18 protein-coding genes are annotated in these 16,903 nt (G+C 71.4%); 4 read left to right on the top strand and 14 right to left on the bottom strand.

Annotated features, from left to right (window positions below; genetic code table 11):
- Window positions 1-390 precede the first annotated feature (390 nt).
- From abxC to CVO96_RS02275, 7 genes are all read right to left on the bottom strand, one after another.
- Window positions 391-1,065, bottom strand: coding sequence for a monothiol bacilliredoxin AbxC (gene abxC, locus CVO96_RS02305; RefSeq protein WP_103309877.1), 675 nt, complete (start codon window positions 1,063-1,065; stop codon window positions 391-393).
- Window positions 1,066-1,281: 216 nt separating this feature from the next.
- Window positions 1,282-2,229, bottom strand: a complete 948-nt coding sequence (locus CVO96_RS02300; RefSeq protein ID WP_103309875.1) for a class I SAM-dependent rRNA methyltransferase — start codon at window positions 2,227-2,229, stop codon at window positions 1,282-1,284.
- Window positions 2,230-2,257: 28 nt separating this feature from the next.
- Complete coding sequence (locus CVO96_RS02295) at window positions 2,258-3,190, bottom strand: phospho-N-acetylmuramoyl-pentapeptide-transferase (RefSeq protein WP_103309873.1); 933 nt, start codon at window positions 3,188-3,190, stop codon at window positions 2,258-2,260.
- A 61-nt stretch (window positions 3,191-3,251) separates the two neighbouring features.
- Complete coding sequence (locus CVO96_RS02290; protein WP_103309871.1) at window positions 3,252-4,052, bottom strand: hypothetical protein; 801 nt, start codon at window positions 4,050-4,052, stop codon at window positions 3,252-3,254.
- 180 nt (window positions 4,053-4,232) lie between these two features.
- Entirely contained in the window at window positions 4,233-4,730 is a 498-nt protein-coding gene (locus tag CVO96_RS02285) for a hypothetical protein (protein ID WP_243398129.1), read from the bottom strand.
- 46 nt (window positions 4,731-4,776) lie between these two features.
- The gene (locus CVO96_RS02280) at window positions 4,777-5,403 is read right to left on the bottom strand and encodes a GNAT family N-acetyltransferase (protein ID WP_103309869.1); all 627 of its coding nucleotides are present in this window, start codon (window positions 5,401-5,403) and stop codon (window positions 4,777-4,779) included.
- Between the two features lie 90 nt (window positions 5,404-5,493).
- Window positions 5,494-5,934 carry a 23S rRNA (pseudouridine(1915)-N(3))-methyltransferase RlmH gene (locus tag CVO96_RS02275; protein WP_103309867.1) on the bottom strand — a complete coding sequence of 147 codons (441 nt, stop codon included), beginning with the start codon at window positions 5,932-5,934 and terminating at the stop codon, window positions 5,494-5,496.
- A gap of 157 nt (window positions 5,935-6,091) precedes the next feature.
- On the opposite strand from CVO96_RS02275, the gene CVO96_RS02270 reads away from it, so the two are divergent.
- From CVO96_RS02270 to pfkA, 4 genes are all read left to right on the top strand, one after another.
- Window positions 6,092-6,520: a hypothetical protein gene (locus CVO96_RS02270; protein ID WP_103309865.1), complete on the top strand. Its 429-nt coding sequence runs from the start codon at window positions 6,092-6,094 to the stop codon at window positions 6,518-6,520.
- Complete coding sequence (locus tag CVO96_RS02265) at window positions 6,517-6,732, top strand: hypothetical protein (protein ID WP_103309863.1); 216 nt, start codon at window positions 6,517-6,519, stop codon at window positions 6,730-6,732. Before CVO96_RS02270 ends, CVO96_RS02265 begins: the two co-directional genes overlap by 4 nt.
- A gap of 22 nt (window positions 6,733-6,754) precedes the next feature.
- Entirely contained in the window at window positions 6,755-7,756 is a 1,002-nt protein-coding gene (gene rsmI / locus CVO96_RS02260) for a 16S rRNA (cytidine(1402)-2'-O)-methyltransferase (RefSeq protein ID WP_243398128.1), read from the top strand.
- Window positions 7,757-7,855: 99 nt separating this feature from the next.
- On the top strand, window positions 7,856-8,863 hold the full coding sequence (gene pfkA / locus CVO96_RS02255; protein ID WP_103309861.1) for a 6-phosphofructokinase: 1,008 nt from the start codon (window positions 7,856-7,858) through the stop codon (window positions 8,861-8,863).
- Window positions 8,864-8,928: 65 nt separating this feature from the next.
- Here pfkA and ftsZ read toward each other — a convergent pair whose 3' ends face one another.
- The 7 genes from ftsZ to CVO96_RS02220 all read right to left on the bottom strand — a co-directional run bounded on the left by ftsZ (window position 8,929) and on the right by CVO96_RS02220 (window position 16,888).
- Window positions 8,929-9,996 (bottom strand): cell division protein FtsZ, encoded by a 1,068-nt coding sequence (ftsZ, locus tag CVO96_RS02250; protein ID WP_103309859.1) that lies wholly within the window; start codon window positions 9,994-9,996, stop codon window positions 8,929-8,931.
- 313 nt (window positions 9,997-10,309) lie between these two features.
- On the bottom strand, window positions 10,310-11,635 hold the full coding sequence (gene ftsA / locus CVO96_RS02245) for a cell division protein FtsA (protein WP_103309856.1): 1,326 nt from the start codon (window positions 11,633-11,635) through the stop codon (window positions 10,310-10,312).
- Window positions 11,632-12,351: a cell division protein FtsQ/DivIB gene (locus CVO96_RS02240; protein WP_243398127.1), complete on the bottom strand. Its 720-nt coding sequence runs from the start codon at window positions 12,349-12,351 to the stop codon at window positions 11,632-11,634. The genes ftsA and CVO96_RS02240 overlap by 4 nt, the downstream gene beginning before the upstream one ends.
- Complete coding sequence (locus CVO96_RS02235) at window positions 12,348-13,253, bottom strand: UDP-N-acetylmuramate dehydrogenase (protein ID WP_103309854.1); 906 nt, start codon at window positions 13,251-13,253, stop codon at window positions 12,348-12,350. The genes CVO96_RS02240 and CVO96_RS02235 overlap by 4 nt, the downstream gene beginning before the upstream one ends.
- Window positions 13,250-14,620, bottom strand: coding sequence for a UDP-N-acetylmuramate--L-alanine ligase (murC, locus tag CVO96_RS02230; protein ID WP_243398429.1), 1,371 nt, complete (start codon window positions 14,618-14,620; stop codon window positions 13,250-13,252). Before murC ends, CVO96_RS02235 begins: the two co-directional genes overlap by 4 nt.
- Before the next feature lie 118 nt (window positions 14,621-14,738).
- Window positions 14,739-15,926 carry an undecaprenyldiphospho-muramoylpentapeptide beta-N-acetylglucosaminyltransferase gene (murG, locus tag CVO96_RS02225; RefSeq protein WP_103309849.1) on the bottom strand — a complete coding sequence of 396 codons (1,188 nt, stop codon included), beginning with the start codon at window positions 15,924-15,926 and terminating at the stop codon, window positions 14,739-14,741.
- 191 nt (window positions 15,927-16,117) lie between these two features.
- Entirely contained in the window at window positions 16,118-16,888 is a 771-nt protein-coding gene (locus CVO96_RS02220) for an AIM24 family protein (protein WP_103309847.1), read from the bottom strand.
- Window positions 16,889-16,903 lie beyond the last annotated feature (15 nt).

Here is a 16,903-nt window from a genome sequence, read left to right as displayed (position 1 = left end):
CCAGCGGCTTACACGCGTGGAAAAGTTCACGTCCCGCTCCGGACGCCGGCTGGAAGCGGCTGGAGAATGGTCAAACCGTGCCCCAGTCCAGGCTCGCCCAGGGAGGGCGAGCGCCGCTCGCCATCCTGCCCGACGACCAATGCGCAGTCTGCATCCAATGGTCGGTCGTCTCATTTCCCATCAGGCGTCTCGGGGGAAACGGGTGGCGGTGGTTCCGGCCGGGTGGAGGCCGTCGCGGACGGTGCCGAGTCGCGCTGGCGTGGCAGATCCATCAAGCCGCGCCCGGAGGCCGTGTCCCCTCAGCACAGCATCCGGCCCCAGGAATCTCCTGGGGCCGGACGTCACCGCGCGGCGGCGCGGTCTGGGTTCAGTGGAGGCGACCGGATGGGCTCAGCCGAGTTCGCTCAGCAGCGCCGCCACGCGGGCTTTCAGGTCGCCGCGTTCCTGGGGGGCGCCCAGCTGGTGCAGGCCACCGTGGTAGGCGTCCGGATCGCCGAACAGACGGGAGAGCAGTTCGAACTCGCGCTGGCTCCGCAGGCTGGCGTCGTCGCGGAACATGTTCACGTACTGATCTTGGAAGGCCCATTCGCTCAGGCTGCCCTCCAGGTAGGCGCGCATCAGGCGGCGGTAGGGTTCCACGTTGTCGTCGGTGGCGACGCCGACCACGCCCTGCCGGGCCGGCACGTGGGCCGTGAACACCGGCTCCAGCGCCTCGGGGGTGATGTCCCAGTTGTTGACCTCGAATTGCGGCTGCCCGCCCTGGAACAGGATGAACTGCGGGCTGTGGTGCTGGATGCCGGTCAGTTCGGCGACATGGTTGCTCGCCGGGCGCCAGTCGACCACCCGGATGAAGCCCACGGGCAGCTCGTGGCGCTGCAGGAAGGTTTCCAGCACCCCGAAGCCCTGCATGGTCTTGTGGCAGGTGCCGGCCTTGAACACGGCGGCCAGCGGGTACTCCTTCAGGAAGGCGTCCACGTCCTCGGGGGTGGTCAGGGGCACGAGCACCTGGGCTTCAGCGCTGGCGGCGTCGGCCTGGGCCGCAGTGGTCTGGGCAGTCTGGGTCATGCCCCCAGCATACCTGCCGCTTTAGAAAACGAAGTGAGGCGGTGCACAAGTCGGGCCGGGTGGACGGGGCTGTCGTCTGCGGGCCTCAGGGTCTGAGGGGCTGGGGTCGGGCGGCTGGGCGATCGTCTTCGGGGCCGGTTCCCCATCTGGAGGGGTCGCCTGAACCTCGACTGCTCTCCAGCCCGGTTCAGCCCGGTCGGGTGCGGGCGCCAGCCCTCAGCCCAGCTCCCAGACCTGCGCCTTGAGGTGGGTCGCGCCCGGATAGTCCTCGCCCGCGCCCAGCCGGGTCAGGCTCCGCCCCGTCCGGCCCGCCTGCTCCAGACCCGCTTGCAGCAGGCGCCCGAAAGCGGGCTCGCCGACGCCCGCGTGGTTGAGCAGGGCCAGCACCCGGCCCCCCGGCGCCGTGACCCCGGCGGCCAGGGCCAGCAGCGCCGGGTAATCCCGCTCGGCCCGCCACGTCCCGGATGTGCCCCGCGCGAAGCTGGGCGGGTCGAGCACCACGAGTTCGAAGCGGTCGCCCCGCCGGCGCAGTCTGGCGAGCCAGTCGAACACGTCGCCGAACAGGAAATCGGTGTCGGGGGCGCTTAGGCCGCTCAGGGCGTAGTTGGCCTGCCCCCACGCGAGCACCTTGCGGGACAGATCCACGTTCTTGACCACCTCCGCCCCGCCCAGCGCCGCGTTCAGGCCGAAGCCGCAGGTATAGGCGAAGGTGTTCAGCACGCGCGCGTCCGCCGAGTGCCCACGCACCCATGCGCGGGCGGGCCGGGCGTCGGTGAACAGGCCGGTGCTCAGGTCGGCGCCGGGCCGGATCAGGAAGGGCACGCCGCCCTCCAGCGCCGTCAGTTCGGGCCGGGCCACGCCCCACACCGGTTCCGGCGGCGACAGGCTTTCGCGGGCCACGTTCGCCAGATGCCGGGCCTCGACCGGCCTCCGCTTCAGGTACACCGAGGCCAGCCCCGCCGCCTCGGCACAGGCGGCGGCCAGCCCGGCCTCCTGCGCTTCACTCAACGGGTTGTACAGGCTCAGCATCCCGGTATCGGCCGCCACGTCCAGCGCCCAGGCCCCGGCGGTCTCGGTGGTGTGAACCGCGCGGTAGACGGTCGTGCCCTGGCCGGGCAGGTGGGCGCGGCGGGCCAGCAGGGGCGCGAGGTCGGGGAGCGTCATAGTCGGCGTCACGGGCAGGGGCGGGGCGCTAGGGCCGGCCGCCCAGCAGCCACCACACGGCCGCGGTGGCGAGCGCGGTGATCATCCAGAAGCGCATGGTGACGTGGGTTTCGGGCCAGCCGACGTCCGGGTGCTCGAAATGGTGCTGGATGGGCGACATCTTGAAGACCCGCTTGCCGCGCGTCTTGAACGAGACGACCTGGATCACCACGCTGAGCACCGCCGCCACCGGAATGATCGCCGCCAGCGGCAGCAGCCAGACGTCGGCGTACAGGATGTACGCGCCGGCCGCGATCGCCCCGATGGCGTGGGAGCCCATGTCGCCCATGAAGACCCGTGCCGGGTGGGCGTTGAACCACAGGAAGCCCAGCAGCACCGCCACCAGCAGCGCGCTGGCCGGCGACAGCGCGATCAGCGGCAGCAGCACGATGATCGACAGGCCCGCGAGCAGGCTGTCCAGGCCATCGGCGAAGTTGAAGGCGTTCACCGCGCCGACCATCACGAAGGTGATCAGGGCCATGTCGCCCCAGCGCCCGAAGCCCGGCACCAGTTCGTGCGAGGCCAGCGGCGCGGCGAAGTACGCGAACACCAGCGCGACCAGAATCTGCAGCGGGAACTTCTCGCGGGCCAGCAGCTCCTTCTTGCCGCCCACCATGCGCGACCGCACCTTCAGCAGATCGTCGATCCCGCCGATGACGCCCATGCCCAGCGCGCCCAGCATCAGGATCAGTTCGCGCTGTCCGCCGGCCTGGCCGCCCTGAAACTGCCCGCTCAGGTACAGCGGGAAGAACACCAGCGCCAGCGCCAGCACGAAGGGCACGCCGCCGGCCGTGGGGGTGCCCTCCTTGTGCTGGTGTGCCGGGCCGTCTACGCGGATGGGCTGGCCCCAGCCCCGCGCCTTGCTCGCGCGGATAAACAGGCCGACCAGAAACCACGACAACAGGGCGGCGACGACCATCATGGGAGGAACCCCACGGTGGTCAGGAGGGGAGTCAGTTGGGGTGCCATCTCAAGCGGCGAGGTTAGCACGGCCCTGACTGGAGGTTCGGAGGCTGGGCGGCCTCGCGGATGGCGCACGACATGGCCGGGGGCACCTCCTCATGTCGCTCCAGGTGCTCCAGCAGGGCCAGCGCCGCCTGCGGGGTCTCGCCGTAGCCCGGCGCGAAGGCGGGCAGCAGGCGGGCGACCTCCGGATACCGCTGCTCGAAGCGCCGCTCGAGGCCAAAGGCGTCGGCGCCCGGCGCCCCTTTGGCGGCGCGCTCGGCGCGGTCGGCGTCCAGCGCCAGCACATGCCCCAGCGCGTCCTCCTGCACGAACTTCAGGGCGCTCAGCCGCTCGCCGCGCCAGAAGCGGCCCAGCCCGACGAGCAGGTTCGTCAGGGCTTCGCCCAGGTGGTGCGCGCGTTCCGTGGCGGGCGGGGAGCCCGGGGCAGCCGCCTGCGGAAGCTGCCCCTGCGGGAAGTCCGGCGCGGCCCAGACCAGCCGGGCGCCCCACAGGGGCAGTTCGGGCAGCTGCTGTGGGCCGAAGACGGCGAATTCGGCGTAGATGCCGTCCTGGAACAGCACCTTCGAGCCGTCCGGCGTGTTGCGGAAGGTGTAGGCCAGCGGGGCGGCGCCCTGGAGCCAGTCCGCGGTCTGGATGAACCAGTCTCGTTCGCCCGGGCGCGCGATCACGAAGAAGTCCAGATCCGACCAGCGATCCAGCCGCTCCAGCTCGCTGCCCACCGAGCCCAGACCGATCAGCGCCAGCGCCCGCCGGGAACGCTCCAGGGCGGCGGCGATGGCGTTCAGGCGCTCGAGCAGGGCGGCCGGTGTGGTGGGCATCCTCCCGTTGTACCCGAATCCGGGCCGCCTCAAGGCGGGTGCGGCCCAGGCCGGATGTTGCGCGTGCGCCCATACCGGACTCGCCTCCGGGTCAGAGGAAGTCCGTCGCGCCTCGCCTGTCCGCTCTGCTGGCTTCGCCTGCTCCTGGCCCGGTGGTTCCGCAGGAACCGGGCTGTGGGCTCAGTTCGCCAGATACCGGATGAAGTCGCGCATGGAGTTCACGCACTCGCCCGACTCGCTCAGGGCGCTGCTGCCGGTGATGGTGCGCAGGATGCCCGAGTCGCTGAGGTACAGCTGCGAGACCCGGTAGGTGGCCCCGCCCTGGGTGTAGTCGTAGGCGGCCAGCACGCCCCAGGCGCCGGCCCGGTCGACCGGCTGCGTGACCACGGCCGTCATGCGCTTGTCCAGCGTGGTCTGCAGCTTCAGCGCGAAGGCGCGCGCCTCGTCCGGTGTGCCGAAGAGCGGGAAGGCCTGCCCATGCCGTTCCTCGCGCATCAGGCAGGCGCCGCTGGCGTCCGTCCAGAAGTTGGCGTCGCCGTTCACCGGCACCCAGCCGGTCATGGGAACGATCAGGGCGCCCGCCGGGGCGAACAGGCCCAGTGCAGCCAGGAGTGCAGGCAGCGCCAGGCCCCGCCTGGTGGCGGCCCGGATTCGGGGAAAGCAGATGATCTGACCCATGGCTCATCACGCTAGCAAAGATTTTCTGACAAGCTTCCGGCGATTCTCATGTACCGGGTACAGACAGCCGGGCCTCCAGCCCCGCCCGAACCGCCGGCCACTCGGCGCGCAGCACGCTGAACATCACCGAGTCGCGCGCTGAGCCGTCCGGCCGCACCTGATACTGGCGCAGCACCCCCTCCTGTACGGCCCCCAGCTTCTGCAGGGCGCGCACGCTGCGCCCGTTGCGGGCGTCCACCTTGAAGTGCACGCGGCTGGCGCCCAGCGCCTCGAAGGCCCGGGCCATCAGCAGCAGCTTGCTCTCGGGATTCACGCCGGTGCCCTGCGCGGCGGGTAGCAGCATGGTGCCGATCTCCACCCAGCGGTCGGCCACCCGGATCTCGCTGAAGCTGATGCGCCCCACCGCCTGGCCCGTGGCGTTCAGCCGCACGGCCCAGTTGAGCCGATCCGGCAGGGCGTTCAGGCGCGCGATGTAGCTGGCCCAGGCCGCGGGCGTCGAGTCTGCGGGGCCGCCGCGCGACAGGAAGCGCAGGGTGTCCTCGTCGGCCCCCACGCTCAGGTCGGCGGCGTGCTGCTCGCCCAGCGCCTCCAGCGTGACGATCCGGCCACGGAGGGTGGGCTGCTGGAACCAGAGGTCGCCGGGGGCAGGGTCGGTCGGGGCAGGGTCGGTCATGGGGTCACTCTAAACACCAGCGGAGTCGCCGGGGGCCGGGCCGTCCGGGCGGGTGTCCAAGGCGCCGGCCCCGTGCTCTGGATCTGCGCCCTAGCCCCGGTGGTACGGCTCGCCGGCATGGATGCTGGACGCCCGGTAGAGCGCCTCGACCAGCACGACCATCGCCAGGTCGTGGGGCAGGGTCAGTTCGCCCAGGCTCCACAGCCGCGTGGCCGCGCCGCGCAGCTCGTCGGTGTGGCCGTCGGGGCCGCCGACCGCGAAGGCCAGTTCACCGGCGCCGCCCAGGGCCTGGGCTTCCAGAAACGCGCTCAGGCCCTCCGAGCTGAACTGCCCGCCGCGCGGATCGAGCAGGATCAGCGGCGCGCGGCCGGCGGCGCGCGCCACGGCCACGCTCTCCAGCGCCTGGGTCTTGCCCTGTACCCGGCTGACCTGCACCTTGTGAAAGCGCCGCAGCCGCTTCTCGTATTCGTCCCAGCCGGCGCGGGCGTAGGCCAGTTTCGGTTCTCCCACGGTGATCAGGTGCAGTCGCACGCCGCGCAGCCTAGCGCGCCCCGGCCCACCTGCTCCGCCCTCCATCCGCGCGCCGGGTCAACCGTGCCGTGCCGACCCGCCTGGCGGCGTTGGCCCGCTACACTGTCTGGCATGAGGGGTCACAGCCCGCCGGTGGGGTCAGGATGAACGGGGCGACATGAATTACGCCGCGACCCTGGCCGTGCTGGTGGTGCTGGCCTTCTGCTTCCCGCTGTCGGTACGGCTGGGCGCGCAGGTGGGCGTGCCCCAGGCGGTCACGATGTCGATCCTGGGCGCCCTGCTCACCTTCGCGCTGGCCACCTGGCTGGTGCGCTGGCAGGTGGCCCGCTACCGCCTGAGCCTGGAGAGGCTGGAGGCGGCCCGCGAGCAGGTCAGGGCCGATCCCCAGAACCCCCGGGCCTACTTCGTCGGGGGCGAGCACCTGGGCGCGCTGCTGCTCAGGCTGGACCGGCGGCGGGAAGCCGCTGAAGTGATCGACCGATACGCGCGCCTGGGCGGCGCCAGAGAATCCGAGATCGTGGCGCTGCGTGAGGCGTTGTCCAGGGCCGAGCGGCGTCAGCGCCGGGCCCAGGGGAGGGAAGCATGAGGGCCTACAAGGGCATTATCGAAAACGGAGTGGTCGTCGTGATCGGCGCCCGGCTGCCGGAGGGAACGGTCGTGACCGTGACGGTCGGAGAGGGCGAGTTGCTGCGGGCGCGGATCGTCGGGGTGCTCAAGCGGCCCCGCAAGGTGCGGATCCGCCTGAAGCCCAGCCCGGGGCTGGCGCTGCAGGCGACGGAAATGCCCGGGAATGACTGAGCTGGCTCCCGCTGAAGAGGTCGTGACGGAGGTGACTGTGACAGGGCCGGACATGCTGGAGCCGGAGGCCACGGAACCGGACGAGCCCGGGCCGGATCATGGGCCCGACCCGGCGCCGCCCCCCGACAGCGCCGGGCTGCCTGGAACCCAGTCGCCCGAGACCCATCCACATGACCGTTCCCAGCCCGTGCCCGGGGCCGGCCCCCGGGTCTGGCTGGTGCCCACGCCGGTCGGCAACCTGGGCGACATCACCCTGCGGGCCATCGAGGTGCTGCGCGGCGCGGACGCCGTGGCCTGCGAGGACACCCGCCGCAGCGGCGCGCTGCTCTCGCACCTGGGCATCCGCAAACCCCTGGTGCGGCTCGACGCCCACACCATGCACCGGGCCGCCCAGGTGCTGGAGAAGCACCCCCGGCTGGCCTACGTCTCGGACGCCGGCACGCCCGGCATCAGCGACCCCGGCAGTGAACTGGTGCAGGCGGCCCTGGAGGCCGGTGTGCCGGTCGAGGCCCTGCCCGGCGCCACCGCCTTCGTGCCGGCGCTGGTGCTCTCGGGCCTGCCCACCGGGCGCTTCACCTTCGAGGGCTTCCTGCCCCGCTCGGGCCGCGAGCGCAAGGAGCGCCTGGGCGCCGTGGCGTCCCGCGCCGAGACCAGCGTGCTGTACGAGAGCCCTCACCGCCTGGGCGCCACGCTGCGCGATCTGGCGGGGGCGTGTGGCGCTGGACGACCTGCCAGCGTGACCCGCGAACTCTCCAAGCGCTTCGAGGAGACCGTGCGCGGCCCCCTGAGCGAGCTGGCCGGGCACTTCGCGGCCGAGGTTCGCGGCGAGATCGTGATCGTCGTTGGCGGGCAGGATCAGCCCGTGGCGCAGCCGCAGCCGGGGGATCAGCGCGATTGGGCGCAGGCGCAGGCCGCCCAGGGCCACAGCGCCCGAGATATACGTGACCTTCTCATCGCGCGGGGTTTGCGTAAGAATGACGCATATGCCCTGGCCCTGCAGGTGACCGGCGCCGAGACCGCCTAACGAGTCCAGGCCAGCGGGCTCAGGCGGCTCGCCTCCGTTCCTCCCCGGCCCGGGGCGACCCTCTCAAGCCCCCAGCTCAATCCCCCCAGGGAGACCCCCATGACGGAACCCACCCCCATCCACCACCCCAATCCAGCCGGCGTCAAGCGCGTGGCGGTGCTGACCAGCGGCGGCGACGCGCCGGGGATGAACGCCGCCATCCGCGCGGTCGTCCGCACCGCCACCTTCGAGAGCCTGGAGGTCGTGGGCGTCCGGCGGGGCTTCTCGGGCCTGCACCGGGGCGAACTGAATCTGCTCGGCCCGCGCGACGTGGCGAACACCATCCAGCGCGGCGGCACCATCCTGCTCACGGCGCGCAGCAGCACCTGGCGCACGCCCGAGGGCCGCGCCAGCGGGGCGAAGTACCTGCGCGAGTGGGGGGTGGACGGCCTGATCGTGATCGGCGGGGACGGCAGTTTCCATGGCGCCCACTATCTGCAGCAGGAGCACGGCATCCCCGTGATCGGCGTGCCGGGCACCATCGACAACGACCTGTACGGCACAGATCACACCATCGGCTACTTCACGGCCGTCGAGACCGCGCTGGACGCCGTGGACAAGCTGCGCGACACCGGCGCCTCGCACGAGCGCGTGTTCGTGATCGAGGTCATGGGGCGCCACGCCGGTCACATCGCCCTGGACGTGGCGGTGGCGGGCGGCGCCGAGGAGGTCTTCATCCCCGAGGACGACAAGCCGGTCACCGACGCCGTGGAGATTGTCAAGGAGAGCCTCGCCAAGGGCAAACGCGGCAGCATCATCATCGTCGCCGAGGGCTACCCCGGCGGCGCGCAGGGCGTGGCCGACGCCATCCAGGCGGGCACCGGCATGGAGACCCGCGTGAGCATCCTGGGGCACATCCAGCGCGGCGGCAGCCCGGTCTCCAGCGACCGCATCCTGGCCAGCCGCCTGGGCGAGGCGGCGGTGTACGCCCTGATGGACGGCCGCAGCGATGTGATGGTCGGCCGCGACTCCGGCGGCATCTGCTACACGCCGCTGCACGAGACCTGGGAGCGGCGCAAGGACGTCAGCCGGGATCTGTACCGCTGTGCCAAGACGCTGAGCGTCTGAGGCAGAAGGCTCAAGGCAGAAGGCAGATGGTTTCAAGATTTAGCCATCTGCCTTCTGCGCCTCTCTCAGTCCCGTTCGACGTTGCGCAGGAACGCGGGGATGTCGTAGTCCTTGGGGTCGTAGCCGCTGCTCGTTCCCCGCACCGGCTTGACGAAGGTCTCCAGGCTGGGGCCGCGCAGGCCCGACGCGATGCCGATGGTCGTGTCGTTGAAGCCGGTGGCGATCACGGTCACGCGCACCTCGTCGCCGGCCGCCTCGTCGGGCGTGATGCCGAAGAGGATGTCCGGATCGTCGAAGCCGGTGGCCTCGCGGATCTTCTCGACGATCTCGTTGGCGTCGGTCATGGACAGGTCGAAGCCGCCCGTGACGTTGACCAGGATGCGGCGCGCCCCTTCGATGCCGCGTTCCAGCAGCGGCGAGTGGATGGCGCTCATGGCGGCTTCCTCGGCCACCTTCTCGCCGCGCCCGGCGCCGATGCCCATCAGCACGGTGCCCGAGTTGGCCAGCAGGTTCCGCACGTCCGCGAAGTCGAGGTTGATCATGCCCTCGACGTTGATCACGTCGCTGATGCCCTTGACGCCGTAGTACAGCACCCGGTCGGCGATGAGAAAGGCCTCGCGGAAGGAGACCTTCTTGTCCACCGCCGTGAGCAGCTTCTCGTTGTTCACGACGATCATGCCGTCCACGCGGTCGGCCAGCTTGGAGATGCCTTCCTCGGCCACCCGCAGCCGCTTGGGCCCCTCGAAGCGGAAGGGCCGGGTGACGATGGCGACCGTGAGCACGCCCATCTCGCGGGCGATCTCGGCGACCACCGGCGCGCTGCCGGTGCCGGTGCCGCCGCCCATGCCGGCGGTGATGAACAGCATGTCGGTGCCTTCCAGATATTCCTTGATGCGTTCGCGGTCTTCCAGCGCCGCTTTCTCGCCCACTTCCGGATCGGCTCCGGCCCCCAGGCCGCGGGTGAGGCGGTCGCCCAGCTGAATGCGGATCTCAGCGTGGCTCTTGGCCAGCACCTGAGCGTCCGTATTCCCGGCGATGAACTCGACACCCTCGAGTCCGGATTCAATCATGCGGTTGACGGCGTTGTTGCCGGCCCCGCCCAAGCCAATCACGCGAATTCTGGCCGCTTGCATCGTTTCTCCTTACAGAGGTGAAGCCCCGTTTGTGGAGTTCATCTCAACTCGCGGTAGTTTAGCGCACCTGAGCATGAGTGCCACCCGCCATGTTGGACACCCATCCTGGGTACCGTGACCCCCACAGCGTGACCCGCACAGCGGTGGGCGGCGGCCCGGCGGAAGGCCACGGAGTGTGAGCCGTGGACGGAGCCGCAGACCGGGTTCACCCGTCCTGGCCCCGGAGCGCCCGGAGCCCCTGCCGCTCAACGGGAAGCTCCCCGGACGCCTCGACGCCGGGGAGCCTGAACCGCCCAGGAAGCAGAGCTGCTTCCTACATCCAGTCCTTGAACCAGTTCCGCACACGGTCCATGAGGCCCTCGCCATCAGCCCGGGCGGCCTTGGGGGCGGGGGTGCTGGGGGGCGGCGCGGTGACCACCGGGGCCGTGACCTCGATCAGGCCGGGCACCTTCTCGGCCTGGGGGTCGTGCCGGAAGACCGAGTGCGGCACCTTGCCGTCCTGGCCGATGCCGTACAGCACCAGCCCCACGCTGGCCGCCTGTCCGGGCCCGCTCACGATGTCGGTCAGGCCGCCGATGCCGCGCGGCTTGCCGACCCGCACCGGCAGCCGGAAGCGGTCGCGGGCGAGTTCCGCCACGCCGCGCAGCTGGGCCGCGCCGCCGGTGAGCACCACGCCCTGGGCGACCAGTTCCACCGGCCCCAGGGTATGGTCGATCTCGTCGCGGATCAGCGAGAAGATCTCGGCGAGGCGCGGCTTGATGATGCGCGAGAGTTCGAAGGCGCTGATGGCGTGGGTGCTGCCCGAGGCCGTGGTGATCTCCAGGGTGAGATCCTGGTCGGCCAGTTCGGGCAGGGCCGCGCCGTAGCGCTTCTTGACGTTCTCGGCCTCTTCCAGCGGGATCTTGAGGATCTGCGCCAGATCGGCCGTGACGTGCTCGCCGCCGATCGGGATGCAGGCGGAGTGCGCCAGGTTGCCGCGCTTGAAGACGCCCACGTCGGTGGTGCCGCCGCCCATGTCCACCACGATCACGGTCTGCATCTGCTCGACCGCTTCCAGGGTGGCGAGGCCCGAGGCCAGGGCGTGCAGCACGAAGCCGTCGACCTGCAGCCCGGCCTCCTGCACGCAGCGGCGCAGGTTCAGCAGCGGCCCGGCGGTGCCCGCCACGATATGCACGTCCACCTCCAGGCGCACGCCGTGCATCCCGACCGGGCTCTTGATGCCCTCCTGGCCGTCCACGACGTATTCCTGCGGCAGGGTGTGGATGATCTCCAGGTTGGGATCGAGCGGCACCGCGCGGGCGTTCTCGATGGCCCGGTCGACGTCCGGCTGGTTGATCTCCTGGTTGCGGCGGATGGCGGCCAGCCCGTGGCTGGTGATGGCCTTAGCGTGGTTGCCCGCCACCGACACGAAGACCCGCTCCACCTTGACGCCGCTGACGCGTTCGGCCGCCTGCACCGACTGCCGGATCGCGTGGGTGGCGCGCTCCAGGTTCACGACGGAGCCGCGCTTCATGCCTTCGCTGAGCACGCTGCCCTCGCCGATGATGTCGACGCTGCCGCCCTCGGCGACCTCGCCGATCACGGTGGTGATCTTGGTCGTGCCGATGTCCAGGCCTACGATAATCGGATGGTCCTTCATTCCTGGACGCTCACCCCCCAGGGGTAAATGGATAGGTCTTGATCTGGGTACATGCTGATGCTCCCAGCATACTTCAGGAGAGATGCGAGGTCGCCACTCCAGACAGACCCCGAGGGCAGTTGAACCTTTAAACCTGCGGGCGTGTAAGTCACCGACTGGACATTGTACCCGGACAGAGCCGAGAGCACCTTCAGGGCGTCGGCACGCCGGTCTGGGCCCCAGCCCTGCACCAGCGGCAGCGCGTCCACGTCATGGGCGCCGGGCAGGAGCGTGCCGTCGGCGGCCAGGGCCAGGGCGTCCGCGCCCTGCCGCCAGCGGGCCACCGGGCGCCGCTCGGTGATCTGCACCTCCACGCCGTCCGGGAAATGGCGCGTGACCACGGCCGACTGCACCCAGGGGCTCTCCAGCAGCCGCCGGGCCCGCCAGTGGCCGTAGTACAGCCAGCCGAAACCCGGCGTGGCGCCCAGCAGCGCCTTGACCTGCGTGGCCGGCAGCTGCTGGTTGCCGCTGACCCCCACCTGCCGGATCGGCAGCGCGAACCACGAGGCGGCCAGGAGGGCGGCGGCGGCCAGGCTGCCCACGATCCAGGGCCAGTTCAGCCGCCGGGGGAGGGGGGTCGGCTGCTCCAGCTCGTCCGATTCGACCGTTTCAGGCGTGACCGGCTCCACCTCGACCGGAGCGATCCGGCGATTGCCGCTGGGGCCGTGGCCGGTCACAGCGGCCCTGGCCGCTCCGGCCACAGCTCGTATTCCAGTTCCAGGGGCACCGGCACCCGGCTGCGGATCACGTCCAGCAGCGCGTGCACGTCGGCGGCGGTGGCCCCGCCCAGGTTCACGATGAAGTTGGCGTGCTCCGGCGCGATCAGCGCGTTGCCCACGCGGGTGCCCTTGAGGCCCGCCTCGTCGATCAGGCGTCCGGCACTCACGCCGCCGGGGTTCTTGAAGGCGCAGCCGGGCGTCTTCATCTTGGGCTGCCCCTTGCGGGCCTGATCCGCGAAGTCCATCTTGGCCAGCACCTCTTCCGGCGTGCTGGGGCGCAGCTTCAGGCGCACGCGCGTGACGATGTGGTTGCGCGGAATGCCGCTGTCGCGGTAGCCCCAGTCCAGTTCGGCAGGGGAGACCTGCCGGGTGCCCCCTGGCGTGGCGATCTCGATGGTGTGCAGGCCGTCGAACATCTCGCCGTAGCGGGTGCCGGCGTTCATCCACACCGCGCCGCCGACCTGCGCGGGAATACCCACGGTGCCCTCCAGATTGCTCAGCCCGAGTTTCTGGAGCTGCCGGATCAGTCCGGGCAGGGGCACGCCGCCGCCCACCCAGCCGGTGACGATCTGCTCGTCGGTGCTGAGCTGCCCATCGGGGCTCAGGTCGCGCTCGGCCAGCGGGCCGCTGAGGCGGATCACCCGCTCGGACACGCCCTCGTCGGCGATGACCAGATTGCTGCCGCCGCCCAGGATGCGGTAGGGCGCCTCCATGGCCTCCTGGAGCTGGGCCGCGGTCTCCACGAACCAGACCTCGGCCTCGCCGCCCACGCCCAGCGTCGTGAAGCGGGCCAGCGGCAGGCGCTCGACCCGCGTGCCGGTGCGGCTGACCGTCTGGGCGCTCGGGTGGTGGGCGGTCACGTGGGCACCCCGGCGAGTTCGCGCGACAGCTTCCAGACGTCGCCGGCGCCCATGGTCACGATGATGTCGCCGGGCCCGGCCTGCGCCCGCAGGGTCGCCAGCACCTCGGCGCGGTTCGGCATGTAGCGCACGCCCCGGTGGCCGTTCCCCTCCATGCGCCCGGTGATCAGGGTGGCGTGGATGCCCTCGATGGGCGCTTCCGAGGCGGCGGCGATGTCCATCACGAACACCTCGTCGGCGTCCATCAGCGCGTCGGCGAGGCGGGGCCAGGACTGCTGGGTTCGCAGGAAGCGGTGGGGCTGGAAGACCACCCAGACGCGCCGGCCGGTCTGCCGCGCCGCCTGCACCGCCGCCGCGACCTTGGTGGCGTTGTGGGCGTAGTCGTCGACCACCAGCGCGCCGCCCGGCGTCCCACCCAGTTCCCCGATGCGCTGCCAGCGCCGCCCCGGCCCCCGGAAGGCCGCCAGGGCCGCCGCCGCCTTGCCGAAGTCCCCGCCGTACAGATGCGTGACCGCCAGCGCCGCCAGCGCGTTCAGGACGTTGTGCAGGCCGGGCATCCCGACCCGCGCCTCGCCCAGCGGGGTGCCCCGGAAGCTCACGCGGAAGGAGGTGCCCTCGGCGTCCGGTTTCAGCTCCACGGCGCGGTAGTCGGCGCCCTCGGCCTGGCCGTAGCTCAGCGCCTCTCTGGCGCCCACGCACAGCTGCTCGAGCCCCGGCCAGTCGGCGCACAGCAGCACGCGGCTCGACGCCGCCACGAAGCGCGCGAAACCCGCGTGCTGCTGCTCGACGGTCTCCCAGTAGGTCGCCTGGTTGCCGCCCACGTGGTCGTCCTCGGCGTTCGTGAACACGGCGGTCTCGCACGAGAGTTCGGCGAAGGCCCGGTCGGACTCGTCGACCTCGGCCACGAAAGGGCCCTGGCCGACCCGGGCGTTGGAGCTGAACTCGGGCACGATGCCGCCCACGAAGGCGGCCGGGTCGAGCCCCGCGCCCTGCATGGCGACCGCGATCATGGAGGTGGTGGTGGTCTTGCCGTGGGTGCCGATCACGCCCACCGATGGCCCGGCGCGCAGCAGTTCGTCCAGCAGCGCCATGCGGGGGCGCACCTCGATCCCGGCCGACTGGGCCGCCCGCAGCTCCGGGTGATCCTTGGGCACCGCCTCGGAGGCCACCAGCACGTCCACCGGCCCGAACGCCCCCTGCGGCGCGCTGGTGATGTGGACGGCCTCGTGGCCCAGCGAGACGGCGATGCCCTCGGCGCCGAGCTGGGCGGTCAGTTCCGACAGCGACTGGTCGCAGCCGCTGACCCGGTGCCCCCGCGCCCGCAGCAGCCGCGCGAAGGCGCTCATGCCGATGCCGCCGATGCCCATCAGGTGGTAGTGCAGCGCCGCTGCGGCCTGGGTGGCTGCTGCCGAGGTGGCGGAAGGGAGAGCGGGAGACGATGAGGGCTCCCCGGCGGAACCGGGCGGCGGGAAAACGGGGGAGAGGTCAGTCATGGGTGGGGTGTGGGGGCGGGGCCTGTCCGGACAGCTGCCGCTCGATCAGGTCGGCGAAGCGCGCGGCCGCACCGGGCTGCGAACGCTTCACAGCCGCCGAGCGCATGGCGATCCGGGTGCCTGCCGCCGCACACTCTAACACTGCCGCCCCCAGCGCCTCACCGACCTTCGCCTGTTCCACCACGCGCCCGGCGCCCGCGCGCTGCACGCTCATGGCGTTGTGCCACTGGTGGTTCTCCGATGATTCGGGCAGCGGCACCATGATCAGCGGGATGCCGTGCAGCGCAGCTTCGGCCAGCGTGCCGGTGCCCGCCCGCGTGATCGCCAGGTCGGCCACGGACCAGGCGGCCACGGCGTCCACGTAGCCGGCGGCGTGGTACCAGTCCAGCCCGCGCACCCGCGGCGCCACGTCCGCGAGCCAGCGCGGGCCGGTGGAATGCAGCACCTGCACCCCGGCCCCCAGGTCGAGCGCGCTCCGGTCGGGGCCGAAGTCCAGGTCGATGCGCGGGGTCATCACGCCCAGCTCGTGCTGCACCAGCCCCTCGCCGCCGAAGATGTTCCGCAGCGTGTCGGGCACGGTGTTGTTCAGGAACAGCGAACCCTGCGAGCCGCCCATCACGAAGATGGTCAGCGGGCCGTCCTGCAGGCCGAGTCTGTCCAGCGCCTCGCCGCGTTCCATGCGCTCCTCGCGCACGGGCATGCCGACCAGGGTGGCCTTGCGGGCCTCCAGGCCGACCACCTCGGCGTAGGCCGTGCCGACCGCCTGGGCGCGGCCCACGGCCAGGCGCTGGGTCAGGCCCAGGCGGGCGTTCTGTTCGTGCAGCACGGTGGGAATGCCCAGGCTCTGGGCGGCCAGCACCCCCGGCAGGCTGGCGAAGCCCCCGAAGCCCACCACTGCCCCCGGCCGCAGTCCGGAGAGCAGCGTGCGGGCCTGCCACACGCCCCGCGCGGCCCGCAGCAGCTCGCGCGGGTCGGCCTTGCCCTGGCCGCTGCGGGCCAGCTTGCCGGCCTGGACGCCCCGGAACTCCAGCCCCTGCTCGGCGGCGACCCGTTCCTCCATGCCGCCCGCCTGCCCCAGGATCAGCGCCCCATGCCCGCGCGAGATCAGCTCCCGCGCCGTCGCCACCGCCGGATAGATATGCCCGCCCGTTCCCCCCGTCGCCAACACCACCAGACTCATCGCCCGGGAGTGTAGAGCTTCCGGCCGAGCCCGGAGGCGGGGAGGCGGCCCCCCCGTTCGGGGGAGCGGCAGCACGGGCCAGGGGCCGGACGTCCACGCCTCCGGCCCCTGGCCCTTGTTGTAGCGCTGTGGCCCGATCCGGCTCCGCTGGCCGTGCCGGCTCAGCCCGCTGGATCAGCCGGACAGCTCACTCAGTCGAACAGGTCGCCGATCGCGCGGCCCATGCCGCCGCCCTGGTTGCCGCTGTCGCCGCCCAGGCCCTGCTCGAACTCCTCGTAGGGCTGCACGACCACGAAGCCGTCGCCCTGGAAGACCATCTGGTAACTCTCGCCGCCACCCCGGCCGAAGATCGAGCGCAGCGAGGAATCCACGCGCAGTTGCGGCTGCAGGTTGCCGCTCCAGGCGATGGTGGCGTTGGGGTCGGTGAAGATCGGCTCCTGCGGGGTCACGCGCAGGGTCAGAGGCTTGCCGTGCGAGAGGATCGCCACCAGGCCGTTGCCCTGCACGCGCACGCTGAAGAGCCCGCCCGCCACCATGCCCGCCACCCGGCGCTGCATGGTGATGTCGTACTGCACGGAGTCCTCGAAGGCCAGCAGGTCGTTGCCGTTCACGTTCAGCGCGTCGCCCTGAAGTCTCAGGATCTGCACTTCCTTGCCCTGATCGGCGAGGTAGACCACGCCCCGGCCCTCGATCTTCGCCAACGGGCTCATCTCCTGCGAGACCGCGCGCTTGAGCGCCTTCATCAGCCCGCCTTCGAGCGTGCCCTCGCGCTTGAAGTTCAGGTTGCCCTTGTAGGCGATCATGGCGCCGAGCTTGCTCCACACGCGGCCGTTGACCTTGACCTCCAGCATCTTGCTGGATTCCAGCTCGAAGACATCTCCCGGCTGATCCCGCTCGGCGGTCTGGGCCACGAAATCGCGGAGGCTGTAGGTGCCGTCACTTCCAGGGTGCATATTCGTCATACGGGAGACAATACG

Source organism: Deinococcus koreensis (assembly GCF_002901445.1).
In the GTDB taxonomy this organism is placed as follows: Bacteria; Deinococcota; Deinococci; order Deinococcales; family Deinococcaceae; genus Deinococcus; species Deinococcus koreensis.
This window is presented reverse-complemented; position numbering and strand designations above follow the sequence as displayed.